Raw genomic sequence first — 16,153 nt, forward strand, 5'->3', positions numbered from 1 at the left:
GGAGGATCCGAATGCTGCTGGAATATTTCCAGATGATTGACCGCGTCGAAGCGGTGGACCTGAAGAAGGGCACGCTTAAGGCGCGATCCGTCGTGCCGGCGAAGAGCCCCGTCTTCGAGGGTCATTTTCCCGGCATGCCGCTCGTTCCCGGCGTGCTCCTGATCGAGACCATGGCCCAGGCCTCCGGCATGCTGGTGCTTGCCGTCACCAATTTTGCCGCCATGCCCTTCCTGATGACAGTCGACGGCGCCAAGATGCGCACCTTCGTCGAACCGGAAGCCGTGCTCGACATCGAGGCGGTGCTGGAGCATGACGGTTCGGGTTTCGCGGTCACCAAGGCTAAAATCACCAGCGGCGGCAAGAAGGTCTGCGATGCGCAGCTGAAATTGCGCACCATGCCGTTTTCCGAGGTGCCGCTCGGCGATATCGTGAAGAAACGTGCCGGCGAGATCGGGCTTCTCGAAGCGATCGCGGCGCAGGGAGTGATTGGATGAGCAAGGCTGCAAACGACGTCGTCATCTCGGGCATAGGCATCGTCACCTGTCAGGGCGTCGGCAAGGATGCGCATATCGCGCTGCTTTCGGCCGCGAGCACTCCGAAGGCGATCGTCGAGACCGAGAAGTTCAAGCCCTATCCGGTGCATCCGCTGCCTGAGATCGACTGGTCGCAGCAGATCGCCAAGCGCGGCGATCAACGCCAGATGGAGAACTGGCAGCGCATCGGCGTCTTCGCCGCCGGCCTTGCGCTCGACGATGCCGGTTTCAAGGATGATATCGAGGCCTGCGGCACGATGGACATGATCGTGGCGGCCGGCGGCGGCGAGCGCGACATCAATGTCGACACACTGATCGTCGACGAGGCGCTCAAGCGCAATGACCGCGAGTTGCTGCTCAACGAGAAGCTGACGACCGAGCTGAGGCCGACGCTGTTCCTCGCCCAGCTTTCCAACCTGCTCGCCGGCAATATCTCGATCGTGCACAAGGTCACCGGCTCGTCGCGCACCTTCATGGGCGAGGAAGCGGCCGGCATATCCGCCGTCGAGACCGCCTTCTACCGCATCAAATCAGGCGAATCCTCGCATGCGCTTGTTGGAGGCGCCTTCGCGGCCGAGCGGCCCGACATGATCCTGCTCACCGAAGCGATCGGCGCCCATGCGCGCGGCGATTGGGTGCCGCTCTGGTCGCGTAGACCCAGCGACGGCGGCGGCATGATCACCGGTTCGGCAGGCGCCTTCCTGGTGCTGGAATCCCGCAAGCATGCCGAGGCCCGCGGTGCCCATATCTATGCCGTCATCGACGCGGTCGAGGGCGACCGCGGCAACCGCAATTCCGGCAATCTCGAAGTCCGGCTGGAGCGGCTTTTGGCACCGGCTGCCGAGCTTGCCGCTGAGAGCACGGCCATCTTTTCCGGATCGACCGGCATGCACGATCTTGCCGCTCGCGAGCGGGCGGTGCTCGAACATCAATTGCCCGACGTTGCGATCCGCGGCTTCGGCGGGGTCACCGGCCATACGATCGAGACGCAGTTCACGCTGGGTCTGGCGCTTGCAGCCCTTGCCGTCGACGGCAAAGCCAAGGTTCCGCCCTTCGACGCCGCCCATGAGGCGCCGATGCGGGCAGGGGCCACGGCCGCCGTCGTGACCACGGTCGGACACCAGCGCGGCGAGGGCGTTGCCGTTCTTTCCGCAGATGCTGAGGAGTGAGAGATATGACAGCTTCCGCTTATAGAGATCACCTCGGCCGTCCGATCGTGGCTGTTACCGGCATGGGCATCATCACCTCGCTCGGTCAGGGCCTCAGCGACAACTGGGCAGCGCTTTCGTCAGGCACGTCGGGCATCCACGAGATCAACCGTTTCCCGACCGAGGGCCTGTCGACGCGGATCGCCGGCACCGTTGATTTCATCGGCATTCCGGTGCCGAACGCCGTCGAGCGCTCCTATGCCTTCGCCCGCGAAACGACGATCGAGGCGCTTGCCGATGCCGGCCTTTCCGGCGATTTCAACGGCCCTCTGTTTCTTGCCGCCCCGCCGATCGAGCCGGAATGGAGCGCGCGTTTCGAACTTGCCGACCGTTCGCCGGCTTCCGACCATCCAGGGGATGCCTATGAGCGCTTCCTGACGGCGTTGCGCCAGCGTCCGGACCCGGCCTTCCATGAGGCGGCCCTGTTTGGCGCTATTTCCGAGCGCCTTTCCGACCGGTTCGGCACCCGCGGCCTTCCCGTCACGCTTTCGACCGCCTGCGCCTCCGGCGTCACGGCGATCCAGCTCGGCATCGAGGCGATCCGCCAGGGCCGCACGGATCGCGCGCTGACGATCGCGACCGACGGATCGCTGAGTGCCGAAGCGCTGATCCGCTTCTCGTTGCTGTCAGCCCTTTCGACGCAGAACGATCCGCCGACCAAGGCTTCCAAGCCGTTCAGCAAGGATCGCGACGGCTTCGTCATCGCCGAAGGTGCGGCGACGCTGGTGCTGGAATCGCTGGAATCGGCGGTCGCGCGCGGCGCCAAGGTGCTCGGCATCATGAAGGGCGCCGGCGACAAGGCCGACAGCTTCCACCGCACCCGGTCGTCGCCGGATGGCGGCCCGGCAATTGCGACGATCCGCGCGGCCCTTGCCGATGCCGGCATCGACGAGAGCGGCATCGGCTACATCAATGCGCACGGCACCTCGACGCCGGAGAATGACAAGATGGAGTATGGTGCGATGTCGGCCGTGTTCGGCGAGCGGCTCGTCGGCATTCCGGTTTCGTCGAACAAGTCGATGATCGGCCATACGCTGACGGCGGCGGGCGCCGTCGAGGCGGTGTTCTCGCTGCAGACGATGTTGACCGGAACGCTGCCGCCGACCATCAACTACAACAATCCCGATCCGTCGATCGTTCTCGATGTCGTGCCGAACAAGAAGCGGGAAGCGCAGGTTTCAGCCGTGCTTTCCAACTCCTTCGGCTTCGGCGGGCAGAATGCCAGCCTTGTCATGGCGCTCGAACCGGCTTAAGCGGGTCCCGACAAATTTTTGAGACGAGATGACGCCTTCAGGCGAGGGATTTTGCCATGCGCGCTTTGCAACTGATCGACGACCGCAAGCTTGAGATCACCGATCTGCCGGAACCGGATGCTCCAGCCGCTGGCGAGGTGACGCTGCGCGTCAAGGCGGTGGCGCTCAACCATATCGACGTCTGGGGCTGGCGCGGCATGGCATTCGCCAAGCGCAAGATGCCGCTGGTCATCGGTGCGGAAGCCTCCGGCGTCGTGGAATCGATCGGCCCGGGCGTTGCCAACGTGCTGCCAGGCCAGCTCGTCTCCATCTACGGCGCGCGCACCTGCGGCCTCTGCCGTCCCTGCCGTGAAGGCCGCGACAATCTCTGCGAACATGTCTCGGGCGTGCACGGCTTCCATCTCGACGGCTTTGCGCAGGAGAAGGTCAACCTGCCGGCGCGCCTGCTGGTGCCTGCCCCTCCCGGCGTCGACGCGATCGGCGCGGCGCTTGCTCCTGTCACCTTCGGCACGGTCGAGCACATGCTGTTCGACAATGCCAAGCTTGAGCCGGGCGAGACGATCCTCGTCCATGCCGGCGGCTCCGGCATCGGCACGGCGGCGATCCAGCTCGCCAAGAAGATCGGCTGCACCGTCATCACCACGGTCGGTTCGGACGACAAGATCGAAAGGGCCAAGGCGCTCGGCGCCGATCACGTCATCAACTATCGCACCGACCGTTTCGAAGGCGTGGTGCGCAAGCTCACCAAGAAGAAGGGCGTCGACGTCGTCTTCGAACATGTCGGCAAGGACACCTGGGCAGGCTCGATGCTCTGCATGAAGCGCGGCGGGCGCCTCGTCACCTGCGGCTCGACCTCGGGTGTTTCGACAGAGATGAACCTGATGATGCTGTTCCAGCAACAACTCAAGCTCTTCGGTTCCTTCGGCTGCCGCATGGAGAACATGGCGGATGCGATGCAGAAGATGGGCCGCGGGCTCGTCCATCCCGTCATCGATACCGAGGTCAGCTTCAGTGATATCGACCGGGCGCTGGAGCGGATGGAATCGCGCCAGATCTTCGGCAAGATCATCCTGAAGATGGATTGACCGCGTGAAGCTGTTCATCACCCGGTTCGTTCTGGCGCTCAGGAATTTCCAGCAATGGCTGGTGGCTCAGCTGATGTTCGGCTTCATGAATTTCCTGAAGCTGTTTCCGGCCGACGGCGCGATCCGCTTCGCCGACAGGATGATGCGACGCCTCGGCCGGCTGACCAGCCGCCACAGATTGATGCTGACCAATCTGCGCAACGCCTTTCCCGAGAAGAGCGAGGCCGAGATCGAGGAGATCGCGCTCGCCAGCTGGGGCAATATGGGCCGGCTTGCTGCGGAATACGTCTTCCTCGACCAGTTGTTCGACTATGATCCTGAAAAGTCGGAGCCGGGCAGGGTGGAGGTGTCGGGCGTCCCGATCTTCCTCGACCTGCGTGACAATCCGCGCCCCTTCATCGTCTTTACCGGCCATACCGCCAATTTCGAGCTGCTGCCGGTAGCGGGTGCTGCCTTCGGGCTCAACGTCACCGTGCTCTTTCGGCCGCCGAACAATCCTTATGTCGCCAAGAAGGTGTTCGACTTCCGCAGCGCCCGCATGGGCAAGCTGGTGCCCTCGCATGCCGGCTCCTCCTTCGCGCTCGCCCGTCAGCTGGAAGCAGGCCAGGGGGTGGGCGTGCTGGTCGACCAGAAATTCCGCAAGGGGCTGAAGGGCACCTTCTTCGGGCGCGACGTCAAGACCAATCCGCTGCTGCCGAAGCTGGTGCGCCAGTTCGGCTGCGAAGTCTATCCGGCGCGCTGCATCCGGCTGCCCGGAAATCGCTACCGGCTGGAAATCGAGCCGCGGCTGGACATGCCGCGCGACGCCAAGGGCAATCTCGACCTGCCGGCCGCCGCCCAGCTGCTCAACGACAAGGTGGAAAGCTGGGTGCGCGAATATCCGGAACAGTGGCTCTGGTATCACGACCGCTGGCAGATCAAGCAGACGCTCGCGCCTTAGAACAGCATGATTTCAGGCTGCCATGATGCCGAAAACCGCTCACACTTTTCGGCATCATGCTCCAAAAACGTCCACCCTCATTTATCAGCGGTGAAAAGCGGCAGGTGCTCTCGGATTGAAACTGAGGGCACTTCATGTTACCCGTCACTACCAAGACGCGAATAATGTCTACCGGAAGGCGCATTTTTGGGAAATGCAGCCATGTGAGTTTTCGGACTCGTCTCTTGGGACAATGGGAGTGGGAGGCGTCTTGCTGGAGCTTTTTCGAGCTTTTTCTTTGCGTTGCGTGCAAATCGAGGAAGCCATACGCCTGGGCGACGACCAGCGCGTCACGGCGCTCGACCGCCATGTGGAGCCGCTGGTCGAGGCAATCCTCGCCTGCCGGGCAGCCAATCTGCTCGAAGTCTGCATGCAATTGCAGTTCGTGAGCCACCTGATCAGCCAGGATGCCGACGACAGCGCCAGCGTCACGGAGCACACGTCGGTGCTCTCCTATTTGCTCGACCGCTATTTCGGGGCGCATGGGCCGGACTGGCGCGTGCCTTCGCCGCAGGATGTGCGCATCGAGCCGCCGCCGGCCTATGTGCCTGATACAGACAATGGCCAGTTCCTCAACGCGGTGATCCTCGAAAGCCTGCCGGATCGCGTGGCGGTGCTGACCAGGGACTATCGCTACCTCTATTCCAATCCGGCCAACAGCGCCCATCTCAATAGGAAGCCGATGGAGCTCATCGGCCGCCACCTTTCCGAATTCATCGGCGAGGAGCGGTTTGCCGAATGCGCCAAGCATAAGCTCGACGCCTGTTTTGCCGGCGAACAGATCGACTATTCCTATGCGCGCTCGGCCGGCAGCGGCGAATCGCGGCAGGTGCGCTGTCGCATGTCGCCGCTGCGCGATGCCGGCGGTACGGTGATCGGCGCCCTGCTCGTCATGGAAGATCTCGACCGGCTGTCGCAGGCTGCCTGATCCCGGTCGGCAGCCTTAAGCAGCCTGACCAACTCGGCTGCCTCGGGTAGTCTGGCTAAGCAGCCGCCCAGACGGCGAGCTCGTAACCATCGCGGTCGAGGAAGTGGAAGCGACGGCCGCCGGGAAAATCGGTGATCGGCCGGCAGATCGTGCCGCCGGCTCTTTCGACTGAGGTCAGCACTTCTTCCAGATCACTGGCATAGACGACGACCAGCGGGCCGCCCGGCCGCACGGGGCCGAAATCGGTAAAGCCGCCCTTTAGCCGGCCGTCGTCGAATTCGCAGTAGTTCGGGCCGTAATCGGTGAAGCGCCAGCCGAAGGCCGAGCCGTAAAAGGCTTTGGCGGCGGCGATGTCGGCGACGTTGAATTCGACATAGTCGATGCGGCGGTCGTGGTTTTCTGTCTTCTCGGCCATCTATCTCTCCATCAGGGCTTTCAGCATGGCGAGATCCTTCTCGACATGGGCAGCATCGGCGGAAAACTGCGCATCGGTCATGCCGGGCAGACGCAGCAGCGTGAACATGACCTCGCAGCCATCGCCGTTCGGCACGATGCGCAGGGCATTATAGACCCTGAGTCCGGATTCGATCGTCACCGTATGGTCGATCACGCCAAATTCATTGGCAGGCACGAAGCTCACCCTGATTTTTCCGAGAGCGCCATCGGCGATCCAGTCGGCACCATCCGGATCGAGCCCGGTCGCAAGGCCGGAGGCCCAGAGCGGCATGTTCTCCGGCTTGCCGGCGAATTCATAGACGTCGCGCCAATCGCGCTCGATCGACCGGTGGATGATTTTCGCGGGCATTGTCGTCATGGCTTGCAGGTCCCTGTCATTTGGTTTCGTCAGAGTAACAAACCGGCCGGCAGCGTCTTGAACAAAACGGTCAGCCGGCTCTCTTCCGCATGCTGAGCTGGTCGAGAATGACGGCGGGCGTCAGCGTAGATAGCTCACCGACCTCCCGCGTCATGTGGGGCTGGTCGGCAAAGCCCGCTTCGAGCGCAAGCCGGGCAAGCGGCATCGTGCCCGACTTGCGGCAGAGGTCGAGGAAACGCTGGAACCGACGGATCCGTTCCAGCGTCTTTGCGCCGTAGCCGAAATGATGGTGGCAGCGACGGCGCAACTGCCTTTCGCTGATGCCGAGCCGGTCGAGAAGGCCGGACGGGCGACCGTCGTCAGCGGAGGCGAAGATCATGGCGGCGTCGCGGGCGGGCTCCTCCGCATCGCGCGCGGTCTCTTCAAGCAGGCGGCCAAACAGCGCCGTCGCGGCCGAGGGGTCGGGACAATCCGTAAGCCGCGCTTCGAATTCGGCGGTGTCTTTCCGGCCGATGTCGGCAAGGGGCACCGAACAGCCGACCAGTGCCGAGAGCGGCGTCTTCAGCCAGGGTGCTGCAGCGCCGGGCGCAAAACGTGCGCCGATGACAGTCGTGCCCGGCTGGATGACGGGAAAGGCCGCCGTCCTGTCGGGACCGGCGACGACCAGCCGGCCGTCGATCCAGAGGAGATCGCAATAGCCATCCGGCACGATCGCCACCATTGCCGGCGGTCCGTTGTGGAGCGCATGAGACCAGAGCCGGCTGAAATGGCGTCGCAGCGCCGGCGGCGGTGCGTATTCGCGGTAGTGGCCGGCGCGGGCCGCCAGGAGGGCCATGTCTTTTCGCTTTTCCGATGCCAATGCGATATCTCCCGAGGCACTGATGATAACATGAGATAGGGCAATACGGGCAGGACGCGCGAAAAACTTGCGGCTTCGGATTAAGAGGCAGCCGGTGGGTTGTCGGACAAGCGGGGATATTGCAAGCCTCATTTCATTGGCTTTTGCGAACCGATTAGACCCTTGCGAGACTTGCCGTTTGACCGAGACAGTGCCACAACACCGGTCCAATTGACACATCGGAGGTTTGTCGTGGAAAAGGCAGAAATCGGACTGATCGGCCTTGCGGTCATGGGCTCCAACCTGGCGCTCAACATCGCGGAGAAAGGCAATAAAATCGCGGTGTTCAACCGCACGCCGGAGAAAACCGACGAATTCTACGAAAGCGCCGGCGATCTGAAGAAGCAGATCATTCCCTGCAAGACCATCGAGGAATTCGTCGATGCGATCCGGCCGCCGCGCCCGATCATCATCATGATCAAGGCGGGCGAGCCCGTCGACCAGCAGATGGAGCTGCTGCGCCCGCATCTCTCCAAGGGCGACATCATGATCGATGCCGGCAACGCCAATTTCCGCGACACTGTCGCCCGCTTCGACCGGCTGAAGAATACCGATCTGACCTTCATCGGCATGGGTGTTTCCGGCGGCGAAGAAGGTGCGCGCCACGGCCCGTCGATCATGGTCGGCGGCACCGAAGAGTCCTGGAAGCGCGTCGAGAAGGTGCTGACCTCGATTGCCGCGCGCTACAATGACGAGCCCTGCGTCGCCTGGCTCGGCAATGACGGCGCCGGCCATTTCGTCAAGACCATCCACAACGGCATCGAATATGCTGACATGCAGATGATCGCCGAAATCTACGGCATCCTGCGCGACGGCCTCGGCAAGAGTGCCTCCGAAATCTCCAGCATCTTCGGCGAATGGAACAAGGGCCGGCTGAACTCCTACCTGATCGAAATCTCCGAGAAGGTGCTTGCCGCCACAGATCCGGTTTCCGGCGGCCCAATGGTCGACATGATCCTCGACAAGGCCGGCCAGAAGGGCACTGGCAAGTGGTCGGCGATCGAAGCGCAGAACATGGGCATTCCGGCAACGGCGATCGAAGCCGCGGTCGCCGCCCGCAGCCTCTCTTCGATGAAGTCGCAGCGCGAAGCCGCTGAAAAAATCTTCGGCACGCAAGCGGTGTCCTTCCCGATCGCTTACGGCCCCGAGCTCAACAAGGATCTCGAACTGGCGCTGTTTGCCGCGAAGATTGGCGCCTATGCGCAGGGCTTCGCGGTGATGGCGGAAGCATCGCGCGAGTTCAACTGGTCGCTGCCGATGCCGACGATTGCCAGGATCTGGCGCGCCGGCTGCATCATCCGCTCGCAGTTCCTCGACGAGATCACCTCGGCCTTCACCAAGGCGCCGGACGCTGCCAACCTCATCGTCACGCCAGCCTTCTCCGACATGGTCAAGGAATCGATCCCGGCGCTGCGCCGTGTCGTTGGTGCAGCGATTGCCGCCGGCCTGCCGGTGCCGGCGCTGACCTCGGCGCTGACCTATTTCGACGCCTATCGCCAGGGCAGGGGAACGGCAAACCTTATCCAGGCACAGCGCGATTTCTTCGGCGCCCACGGCTTCGACCGCCTGGACGGCAAGGACTTTCACCACGGCCCCTGGGGCAGCGGTGCTTCGACCTTCTGAGGTCTACCGATTTTTCAAGGAGAGGCCCGGCCACTGCGCCGGGCCTTTTGCTGAGATGCCGCGGCCGAGAACCCGGAGATCTAAGTGACGAGCATTCGGATAGCCGCCGCGCAGACGCCGGAATTTCGGGAGAATGTCGGGGCGGCCTTGGACCATGCGGTTAGGGTCGCTGCGCTCGCCGAGGCTGAGGGGGTTGCCCTGCTGGTCTTTCCAGAAGGTTTTCTGCAGGGTTATCTGACCGATGAACGATCGGCGCGGCGTGTTGCCCTCGATCTCGCATCAGCCGAGTTCGCGGCGGTCCTGGATCGGTTGCCGAGGTCGGGACCGATGCTGGTCATGGGGCTGATCGAGATCGATGACGGGCGATTGTTCAACACCGCCGTCGTCGTCCAGCGCGGCTTTCTCCTCGGCCGCTACCGGAAGGCCCACCTGTTGCGAGGCGAACGGGCTTTCGAGGCTGGAAAAGACAGTCCGCTGTTTGCGATCGGTACCCTGCGCTTCGGGATCAACATCTGCTACGACACCAATTTTCCGGAGGCAGCCGCAAAGGTCGCCGCGTCTGGCGCGTCGCTGATCTTATGCCTCTCCAACAACATGATGCCACGGGAGAAGGCGGAAATATTCAAGCCAATGCATAACGCCGTTCGCGGCGAAAGATGCCGTGAGACAGGCCTGTGGCTGATATCGTCCGACGTAACGGGTGAGCGCGACGGGCGCATCGCCTGGGGACCGACGGCCGTGCTGAATCGGCAAGGGCAGCTCGTGGCGCAGCTCCCGCTGGAGGAGCCCGGCTTGCTGGTCTTCGACTTTCCCTGTGATGGACAAGATGCAGGGGCTCGACTCAAATGACGAGCATTGCGGAATTCGGGATTGTGCGAAAGTTGGATGGGGACTGTATCCCCACCCACTTCTCATGGCTGGGCTAGATCGGTTGGCCAACGTCAATACGGTTGCCGTCGGGGTCTTCAAACACGAAGGCCCGCAATCCGTAGTCCTTGTCCTGAAGGCTCTTGATGATTCTCAGCCCATATTGCTGGCAAACCGCGTGCAGGGCATCGACATTGTCGACCATCAGGTGGGCAACATTGAAGTCCGCAGCCTTGTGGTTCGGCTGCAAGGTGAGATGCACCTCGCCCTGATCGCGCTTCAGGATCATGAAGCCGACAGGATTGCCGTTTTCGAATATTTTCTTGAAGCCGAGGACATTGGCGTAAAAATCATAGGCCTTGGTCATGTCCTTGACCGGCAGCATGGCGGCAATTCGTCCGAAACGAACACCGTGATCGGCGATATCATTCATCGCAGAACCTCTGATTGCGGAGACGCAAATACCCTTCGGACGGTGCCGACAGAGATGGTACGCTCCGATGTTTCGATCAGCAGGACGGTGCCCACGAGCCTAGGTCTATAGCCTCGAAATCTTCTGCGGAAGAGGGTAGCGGAATCCCCGCGAGATTTTTCTGGGATCTACGACACTTCGTTTCAGTGGGATAAGACACTGTTTGTACGGGCAGCACTGACGACAACGCGCTTGAGGAATTGACAGAGATGCTTATCCGATACGAAACGCCTGATGATATCGATGCGATCCATGATCTGACCTCGACCGCATTCAAGCCGATGCCCTACAGCGACGGTACGGAAGCGGAGATTGTCCGCAGACTTCGCGCGGCGGGCGATCTCAAGATATCGCTGGTGGCCGAGCAGGGCGGCGAGATTCTCGGGCATGTGGCGTTTTCGGCGGTGACGATCGACGGTGCGCATGACGGCTGGTTCGGGCTGGGGCCGATATCGGTCAAGCCGGAGAGACAGCGGCAGGGTATCGGCAAGGCGATGATTGCACGGGGTCTCGAATTGTTGAACGAGATGGGCGCCAGTGGATGCGCCCTGATCGGCAATCCCGAGATATACAGCCGTGTCGGTTTCAGCAGCGATGGACAACTGACGTATCTCGACCTCGATACGCGGCTGGTGCAGCGGATTGTCTTTCGCGGACCTCCGCCAAGCGGGACGTTGCAATTCGCTCCGGCATTTGAAAGCTAGAATATTCCGTTCAACGGCCAAAACTCCAAACCCAAGCTGACAGAGAAGGTGACCACATGTCCGAAGCGGGCGCGATGACCATTCGAACCGAGCGTCTCAAGCTCCGCATGCCTGGTATCGGCGATTTCGCCGCCTATGCTGAGATCATGGCGTCGCCGCGATCCGTCGGAATGGGCGGCCCGTTCGATCTGCGCGCGGCTTGGGGAATGTTCTGTCACGACGTCGCTCTTTGGCAGCTTTTCGGGCACGGAGCGCTGATGATCGAGCTTGGCGAAACCGGCGAATGCATCGGTCAGGTGGGGATCAATCACGGACCGCTCTTTCCCGAAAAGGAATTGGGCTGGTTCGTCTACGAGGGATACGAGGGTAGAGGCTATGCGACCGAAGCGGCGCTCGCGCTGCGCAACTGGGCCTTCGCGACGCTCAAGCTGCCGTCGCTGGTCAGCTATATCGCTCCCGGCAATGCTGCATCCGTTGCCGTTGCCAAACGGCTGGGCGCGCGTCTCGATCCCGCAGCACCCCGAATGGATCCTGCCGATCTCGTTTACCGTCACCTCGCGTCCTGAAACGCGGAACATGGTCCTGGGCGCACCGCGATTGGTTGCAGACGTCTCAGTTCTTACATGTTGATCAGTTAGGGAATTGGGCTCTGCAAGAGATGGGGATATCGGATGACGGGCGAGAAGCGGGAACACTGGGACGAGGTCTACCGCACGAAACCTTCCGCCAGCGTCAGCTGGTATCAGCCGACGCCTGGGCCTTCCTTGCGGGCGCTTGACGAGCTGCAACTGCCGGCAACGGCGTCGCTGATCGATGTGGGCGGCGGCGCATCGAGCCTTGTCGACCGTCTTGTCGAACGCGGGTGGTCCGACCTCACCGTCCTCGACATTGCCGCGCCGGCGCTCGAAGTCGCCAAGGCGCGGCTGCGGGATGAAGCCGTCCGCATCGCCTGGGTGGTTGCCGACGTCACTTCATGGCAGCCCGACCGCCACTACGATGTGTGGCACGACCGCGCCGTCTTTCACTTCCTCACCGAACCGGAGCAACGGCTGGCCTATCGCCGCGCGCTCGAAACCGGCACGGTGCCGGGCAGCGCCGTGATCATCGCGACCTTCGCGCCGGACGGGCCGGAACGGTGCAGCGGCTTGCCGGTCCAGCGTTACGACGCGGTGGCGCTTGCGACTGAATTCTCGTCCACCTTCGCGCTTCAGCGTGACTGGCGGGAGGAACACACGACACCCGGCGGTGGCCGGCAGTCGTTCCAGTGGTGCGTTTTTCGCAGGCACTGACGTCTCGTCTACTGCTGCCTCGTTTCCCGAGAGAGGCAGTCGAGGATGAAATCCGCCCGGTCGGCGACCGCGATTTTCGGCAGCATGACGACGTCGTAGCCGAGCGTCGGATAGACGGCGGCAAGTCGATCATATTCGGCGACCGCCTCGTCGAAGCCGTGGCGCCGCTCGGGGTCGGTCGTATAGATTTCGGGCCATGGCGGTGTGAGAAAAATCCTCGGGTGATAGCGGCGGGTGGCGCTCAATTTTTCCAGGACCGGTTCTCCGGTGAGGTGCTGCAGCGCTGTCGCCGCATCGATCAGCCCACGATCGAAAAACGTCCAGCCCAGCTGCTCACGCGCCGCCGCGTGGTCGGCGATCGCCATCTCGATTGCGCGGCGGGCAAATGCCGCCATGTCGACCCAGGGCAGGGCCGCACCGTCGCCCTCGAGTTCCTGTTTGACGATCCGTCGGCCGGGCTCTTCGACGACGGCATGACCGCGGGCGGCAAGTTCCGCAAGCAGCGTCGATTTTCCGCCGCCGGAACACCCCGAAATCAAGACCGACCTGTTCATGATCGAGCTCCCGTCAGGCCGCCCGTCGGTCGCGCGCCAAGCCGTGGTCCACCAGGCGGTCGATGATTTCGGCGTAGGTGACGCCGCTTGCCGCCATCGCCTTGGAATACATGCTGATATCGGTAAAGCCGGGGATGGTGTTGATTTCATTGACGAGGAACTGCATGTCATCCGTCAGGAAGAGGTCGATGCGGGCCATGCCATCGCAGCCGACGGCTCTGAAGGCTTTTGCGGCCACGTCGCGCATGGCAGCCTCGACCTCCTGCGGCAGTTCGGCCGGCACTTTCAACGCCGCACCTTTCTCGTCGATATATTTGGCATCGTAGCTATAGAAGCCGTGGCTTTCCGCCGGCACGATCTCGCCCGGCCGGGAGACGAAGAGTTCTCCTGCCGCATCCTCCAGCACACTGAATTCGATCTCACGGCCGCGCACGAATTCCTCGGCGAGCAGCGTGCGATCGTGGCGGAAGGCCTCAGTAAGGGCGGGCGCGAATTCCTGGCTGGCATGGACCTTGGCGACGCCGACCGACGATCCCTGGCGCGCGGGCTTGATGAAGAGCGGCAGGCCGAGCTCACCTTCGAGGGCTGCCAGCGAAGGGGCAGTACCCTGATGGATCGTCACCGCACGCGCTACCGGCAGGCCCGCCGCCCTCAGCAGGCGTTTGGCGATGTCCTTGTCGAGCGCTGCGGCCGAACCCAGGATGCCGCAACCGGCGAGTGGAATGCGGGCCACCTCCGCCGCACCCTGTACTGATCCGTCTTCGCCATGCGGGCCGTGCAGCACGGGAAACAGGATGTCGATCCTCGCCAGCTCATGCGGGGCACCATGAGCCGGGATCGCCAGCATCCGGCCGCGCCCACCCGGCACCAGGCAGATTTCCATGCCCGATGAAGGTGTCGCCAGTATGCCGTCCTCGAAATTGCTCAGCAGCCATTGTCCCTCGCGGGTGATGAAAACAGGGATGGCGTCGTATTTTTCGGGCTGGAGCGCGCCCATGACATTGGTTGCCGAGAGCACGGAAACCTCATGCTCGGCCGAGCGGCCGCCGAAGAGCACGACAATGCGCAGCCTGTTTGGGGATGGGGTCATGAAAGCCTCCGAAAGGATTTAAAAAGGGATCAGGCGTCGACCGATATGCCGCGGTTGGCGAAGAAGCGGTCGAAGACGGCTAGCGGCAGCGTCACATCGGCCTGGCTCGCTTCGTCATGACCGGACGGGTTGTGAAAGCGGATTGTCTCGTCGCTGGCTGCCGTCACCAGCACCAGGTGTCCGCCTTTCGACGGCGGCTCGCGCTCCGGCCAGCGGATGCCCGAGTTCACCGAGGCGATGAAGAACCGGCGCTTCGACAGAAGCTGGGGAATGGCCGATGTTTCGACGCCGGTCATCGTCTCCGCGCTAAGCGCGAAACGGTCGGCGGCGAAGCGGACGAAGGGCGCGTAGATCAGCCCTTTGATCGATGCATCGATCTCGTTGACGACATAACCGCCATAGGCGGTGCAGGCGTGGGCAAGCTCGAGTGTAGGATGGATCTCGCCGCGCGCGGCAAGGATCACCTTCAGGCAGGCCATGCCGCAGACATTGACCGCCCAGCGCGCATATTCCTCGATCGTCGCGGCTCCCGAATGGCGCCAGAGCGGATCGCCGAGCAGAGCCTGCGATCCTTTGGTAAGCACCGGCAGCGTCATGCCGGGTGTTTCCCATTGGCTGAAATAGGGCACGCCGCTTTGCTGCATCCTGTCGATATCCCCCGTGACTCGTCTCTGAGATGGCGGGCAATCTGGGCTTTTTCGAGCCGATGCACGCTAACGAATCCGACGGTAGGGTGCGTTTTCCTTCAGGTCTACTTAATTAAAATAAGCATATAAGTTAGAAATTATGGCTGATTGATCCGCCGAGGGAGCCAAGTTTGGATTTTTTCAGATTACGGACGCTTCGCGAGCTTTCGCGCCGCGAGACGATGGCGGCGGTGGCCGACGCGCTCGGCATTTCCTCATCGGCCGTTTCCCAGCAGATCGCCCAACTGGAGGACGAAATCGGCATTGCGCTCGTCGAGCGGCGCGGGCGAGGGGTGACGCTGACACCGGCCGGACAGCGGCTCGTTGTGCATGCCGACCGGATATTCGGCATTGTCGAGGAAGCCAGGACCGATATTGCCGAGTTGCAGAATATCGTCGCCGGCGACCTGAGGATCGCCACCCAGCCGTCCGCGGCTTCCTCCTTCATTCCCGCCGCAATGCGCCAACTCGCCATCGACCATCCGCATCTCGACATCGTCATGACGACGATGGGACCTGCCGAAGGCGTGGCGGCGCTCCGGGCCTGGCAGGCCGATATCGTCATTGCCGACGACATATCGTTCGATCCGCATACGCTGGAGGGCACGGCCGACACGCTGTTCCTCTGCCGCGACCAGCTCTTCGTGCTTCTGCCCGCTGGCCACAGGCTGGAGAGCGAGCCCGTCATCGAACTCGCACAGCTGAGGGATGAACATTGGGCTCTCGACGTCGCCTCCAGCGCCTATTGCAGGGCCATCCGCCAGGCCTGCCGCGACATCGGTTACGAGCCCGTCATCAACGGTTTCAGCGATAGTTTCGAAGTCGTGTTCGCGCTGGTCGAAGCCGGATGCTCGATTTCGGTGATGCCCGGACTGGCGCTTCGAGATTTTGGCGAAGGCCTGACCGTCAAGCCGCTGGTGCCATCCACCTACCGGGGCATCTATGCCATTACCCGGCGCGGTGAGGTGCGTAACCCGAAGATCGCGGCGGTGCTCGATCAACTGGTAAAGAGCGCGCCGGGGGATTTGAACAGATCCTGATTTTCGCGCGAATGCACTCTTGGCAGGAGCGATCATATCGGGCACTCTTGGTTTATGATTATGGCAACTCAAGCAGCAGGCGTTCGCGCACGCGACGCACGACTTACCACCACGGCCTCCTGATCGGAGC

19 protein-coding genes are annotated in these 16,153 nt (G+C 62.5%); 12 read left to right on the top strand and 7 right to left on the bottom strand.

What is annotated here, in order from left to right; genetic code table 11:
* The first annotated feature begins 11 nt into the window (after window positions 1-11).
* The 6 genes from HX899_RS21875 (at window position 12) to HX899_RS21900 (ending at window position 5,986) form a co-directional block, all read left to right on the top strand.
* Window positions 12-494, top strand: coding sequence for a 3-hydroxyacyl-ACP dehydratase FabZ family protein (locus HX899_RS21875; protein ID WP_003540474.1), 483 nt, complete (start codon window positions 12-14; stop codon window positions 492-494).
* Window positions 491-1,702, top strand: a complete 1,212-nt coding sequence (locus HX899_RS21880; protein WP_181293378.1) for a beta-ketoacyl-ACP synthase — start codon at window positions 491-493, stop codon at window positions 1,700-1,702. The genes HX899_RS21875 and HX899_RS21880 overlap by 4 nt, the downstream gene beginning before the upstream one ends.
* A 5-nt stretch (window positions 1,703-1,707) precedes the next feature.
* Window positions 1,708-2,994 carry a beta-ketoacyl-ACP synthase gene (locus HX899_RS21885; RefSeq protein WP_181293379.1) on the top strand — a complete coding sequence of 429 codons (1,287 nt, stop codon included), beginning with the start codon at window positions 1,708-1,710 and terminating at the stop codon, window positions 2,992-2,994.
* A gap of 56 nt (window positions 2,995-3,050) precedes the next feature.
* Window positions 3,051-4,079, top strand: coding sequence for a zinc-binding dehydrogenase (locus tag HX899_RS21890; protein ID WP_181293380.1), 1,029 nt, complete (start codon window positions 3,051-3,053; stop codon window positions 4,077-4,079).
* A gap of 4 nt (window positions 4,080-4,083) precedes the next feature.
* Window positions 4,084-5,019, top strand: coding sequence for a lipid A biosynthesis lauroyl acyltransferase (locus HX899_RS21895; RefSeq protein ID WP_181293381.1), 936 nt, complete (start codon window positions 4,084-4,086; stop codon window positions 5,017-5,019).
* A 250-nt stretch (window positions 5,020-5,269) separates the two neighbouring features.
* Window positions 5,270-5,986 (top strand): PAS domain-containing protein, encoded by a 717-nt coding sequence (locus HX899_RS21900; RefSeq protein ID WP_181293382.1) that lies wholly within the window; start codon window positions 5,270-5,272, stop codon window positions 5,984-5,986.
* Between the two features lie 55 nt (window positions 5,987-6,041).
* Here the strand turns inward: HX899_RS21900 and HX899_RS21905 are convergent, their stop codons facing one another.
* The 3 genes from HX899_RS21905 to HX899_RS21915 all read right to left on the bottom strand — a co-directional run bounded on the left by HX899_RS21905 (window position 6,042) and on the right by HX899_RS21915 (window position 7,659).
* Window positions 6,042-6,401, bottom strand: a complete 360-nt coding sequence (locus tag HX899_RS21905) for a VOC family protein (protein ID WP_138329151.1) — start codon at window positions 6,399-6,401, stop codon at window positions 6,042-6,044.
* Entirely contained in the window at window positions 6,402-6,800 is a 399-nt protein-coding gene (locus HX899_RS21910) for a polyketide cyclase (RefSeq protein WP_020050326.1), read from the bottom strand.
* A gap of 70 nt (window positions 6,801-6,870) precedes the next feature.
* Window positions 6,871-7,659 (bottom strand): helix-turn-helix domain-containing protein, encoded by a 789-nt coding sequence (locus HX899_RS21915; RefSeq protein WP_181293383.1) that lies wholly within the window; start codon window positions 7,657-7,659, stop codon window positions 6,871-6,873.
* A 231-nt stretch (window positions 7,660-7,890) separates the two neighbouring features.
* Here HX899_RS21915 and gndA point away from each other — a divergent pair, with 231 nt between their 5' ends.
* Window positions 7,891-9,321, top strand: a complete 1,431-nt coding sequence (gene gndA, locus HX899_RS21920; protein WP_181293384.1) for an NADP-dependent phosphogluconate dehydrogenase — start codon at window positions 7,891-7,893, stop codon at window positions 9,319-9,321.
* Between the two features lie 84 nt (window positions 9,322-9,405).
* Window positions 9,406-10,170 carry a carbon-nitrogen hydrolase family protein gene (locus HX899_RS21925; protein WP_138390974.1) on the top strand — a complete coding sequence of 255 codons (765 nt, stop codon included), beginning with the start codon at window positions 9,406-9,408 and terminating at the stop codon, window positions 10,168-10,170.
* 73 nt (window positions 10,171-10,243) lie between these two features.
* Here HX899_RS21925 and HX899_RS21930 read toward each other — a convergent pair whose 3' ends face one another.
* Entirely contained in the window at window positions 10,244-10,621 is a 378-nt protein-coding gene (locus HX899_RS21930) for a VOC family protein (protein WP_138390975.1), read from the bottom strand.
* A gap of 248 nt (window positions 10,622-10,869) precedes the next feature.
* Between HX899_RS21930 and HX899_RS21935 the strand changes: the two genes are divergently transcribed.
* The 3 genes from HX899_RS21935 (at window position 10,870) to HX899_RS21945 (ending at window position 12,653) form a co-directional block, all read left to right on the top strand.
* The gene (locus tag HX899_RS21935; protein WP_138390976.1) at window positions 10,870-11,364 is read left to right on the top strand and encodes a GNAT family N-acetyltransferase; all 495 of its coding nucleotides are present in this window, start codon (window positions 10,870-10,872) and stop codon (window positions 11,362-11,364) included.
* Window positions 11,365-11,420: 56 nt separating this feature from the next.
* Window positions 11,421-11,930, top strand: a complete 510-nt coding sequence (locus tag HX899_RS21940; RefSeq protein ID WP_181293385.1) for a GNAT family N-acetyltransferase — start codon at window positions 11,421-11,423, stop codon at window positions 11,928-11,930.
* Window positions 11,931-12,035: 105 nt separating this feature from the next.
* Entirely contained in the window at window positions 12,036-12,653 is a 618-nt protein-coding gene (locus HX899_RS21945; RefSeq protein ID WP_181293386.1) for a class I SAM-dependent methyltransferase, read from the top strand.
* An 8-nt stretch (window positions 12,654-12,661) separates the two neighbouring features.
* Here the strand turns inward: HX899_RS21945 and HX899_RS21950 are convergent, their stop codons facing one another.
* Genes HX899_RS21950 through HX899_RS21960 form a run of 3 tightly spaced genes read right to left on the bottom strand, consistent with a single transcriptional unit; the run spans window position 12,662 to window position 14,941 of the window.
* A complete protein-coding gene (locus HX899_RS21950) occupies window positions 12,662-13,207 on the bottom strand; it encodes an AAA family ATPase (protein ID WP_181293387.1) in 546 nt (181 codons plus the stop codon).
* 13 nt (window positions 13,208-13,220) lie between these two features.
* Window positions 13,221-14,297, bottom strand: coding sequence for a D-alanine--D-alanine ligase family protein (locus HX899_RS21955; RefSeq protein WP_181293388.1), 1,077 nt, complete (start codon window positions 14,295-14,297; stop codon window positions 13,221-13,223).
* A gap of 29 nt (window positions 14,298-14,326) precedes the next feature.
* Window positions 14,327-14,941 carry a C39 family peptidase gene (locus HX899_RS21960; RefSeq protein ID WP_181293389.1) on the bottom strand — a complete coding sequence of 205 codons (615 nt, stop codon included), beginning with the start codon at window positions 14,939-14,941 and terminating at the stop codon, window positions 14,327-14,329.
* Between the two features lie 173 nt (window positions 14,942-15,114).
* Here HX899_RS21960 and HX899_RS21965 point away from each other — a divergent pair, with 173 nt between their 5' ends.
* Window positions 15,115-16,023 carry a LysR family transcriptional regulator gene (locus HX899_RS21965; protein ID WP_181293390.1) on the top strand — a complete coding sequence of 303 codons (909 nt, stop codon included), beginning with the start codon at window positions 15,115-15,117 and terminating at the stop codon, window positions 16,021-16,023.
* Window positions 16,024-16,153: the final 130 nt, after the last annotated feature.

It is taken from the genome of Rhizobium sp. WYCCWR 11146 (assembly GCF_013591995.1).
GTDB classification, from domain to species: Bacteria; Pseudomonadota; Alphaproteobacteria; order Rhizobiales; family Rhizobiaceae; genus Rhizobium; species Rhizobium indicum.

What these genes read in the sequence shown, in the direction of transcription:
- HX899_RS21945 (WP_181293386.1), top strand. Translation starts at nt 12,036, where the DNA reads ATGACGGGCGAGAAGCGGGAACACTGGGACGAGGTCTACCGCACGAAA.
- HX899_RS21910 (WP_020050326.1), bottom strand. Translation starts at nt 6,800, where the DNA reads ATGACGACAATGCCCGCGAAAATCATCCACCGGTCGATCGAGCGCGAT.
- HX899_RS21885 (WP_181293379.1), top strand. Translation starts at nt 1,708, where the DNA reads ATGACAGCTTCCGCTTATAGAGATCACCTCGGCCGTCCGATCGTGGCT.
- HX899_RS21935 (WP_138390976.1), top strand. Translation starts at nt 10,870, where the DNA reads ATGCTTATCCGATACGAAACGCCTGATGATATCGATGCGATCCATGAT.
- HX899_RS21950 (WP_181293387.1), bottom strand. Translation starts at nt 13,207, where the DNA reads ATGAACAGGTCGGTCTTGATTTCGGGGTGTTCCGGCGGCGGAAAATCG.
- HX899_RS21930 (WP_138390975.1), bottom strand. Translation starts at nt 10,621, where the DNA reads ATGAATGATATCGCCGATCACGGTGTTCGTTTCGGACGAATTGCCGCC.
- HX899_RS21960 (WP_181293389.1), bottom strand. Translation starts at nt 14,941, where the DNA reads ATGCAGCAAAGCGGCGTGCCCTATTTCAGCCAATGGGAAACACCCGGC.
- HX899_RS21955 (WP_181293388.1), bottom strand. Translation starts at nt 14,297, where the DNA reads ATGACCCCATCCCCAAACAGGCTGCGCATTGTCGTGCTCTTCGGCGGC.
- HX899_RS21940 (WP_181293385.1), top strand. Translation starts at nt 11,421, where the DNA reads ATGTCCGAAGCGGGCGCGATGACCATTCGAACCGAGCGTCTCAAGCTC.
- HX899_RS21890 (WP_181293380.1), top strand. Translation starts at nt 3,051, where the DNA reads ATGCGCGCTTTGCAACTGATCGACGACCGCAAGCTTGAGATCACCGAT.
- HX899_RS21880 (WP_181293378.1), top strand. Translation starts at nt 491, where the DNA reads ATGAGCAAGGCTGCAAACGACGTCGTCATCTCGGGCATAGGCATCGTC.
- HX899_RS21905 (WP_138329151.1), bottom strand. Translation starts at nt 6,401, where the DNA reads ATGGCCGAGAAGACAGAAAACCACGACCGCCGCATCGACTATGTCGAA.
- HX899_RS21875 (WP_003540474.1), top strand. Translation starts at nt 12, where the DNA reads ATGCTGCTGGAATATTTCCAGATGATTGACCGCGTCGAAGCGGTGGAC.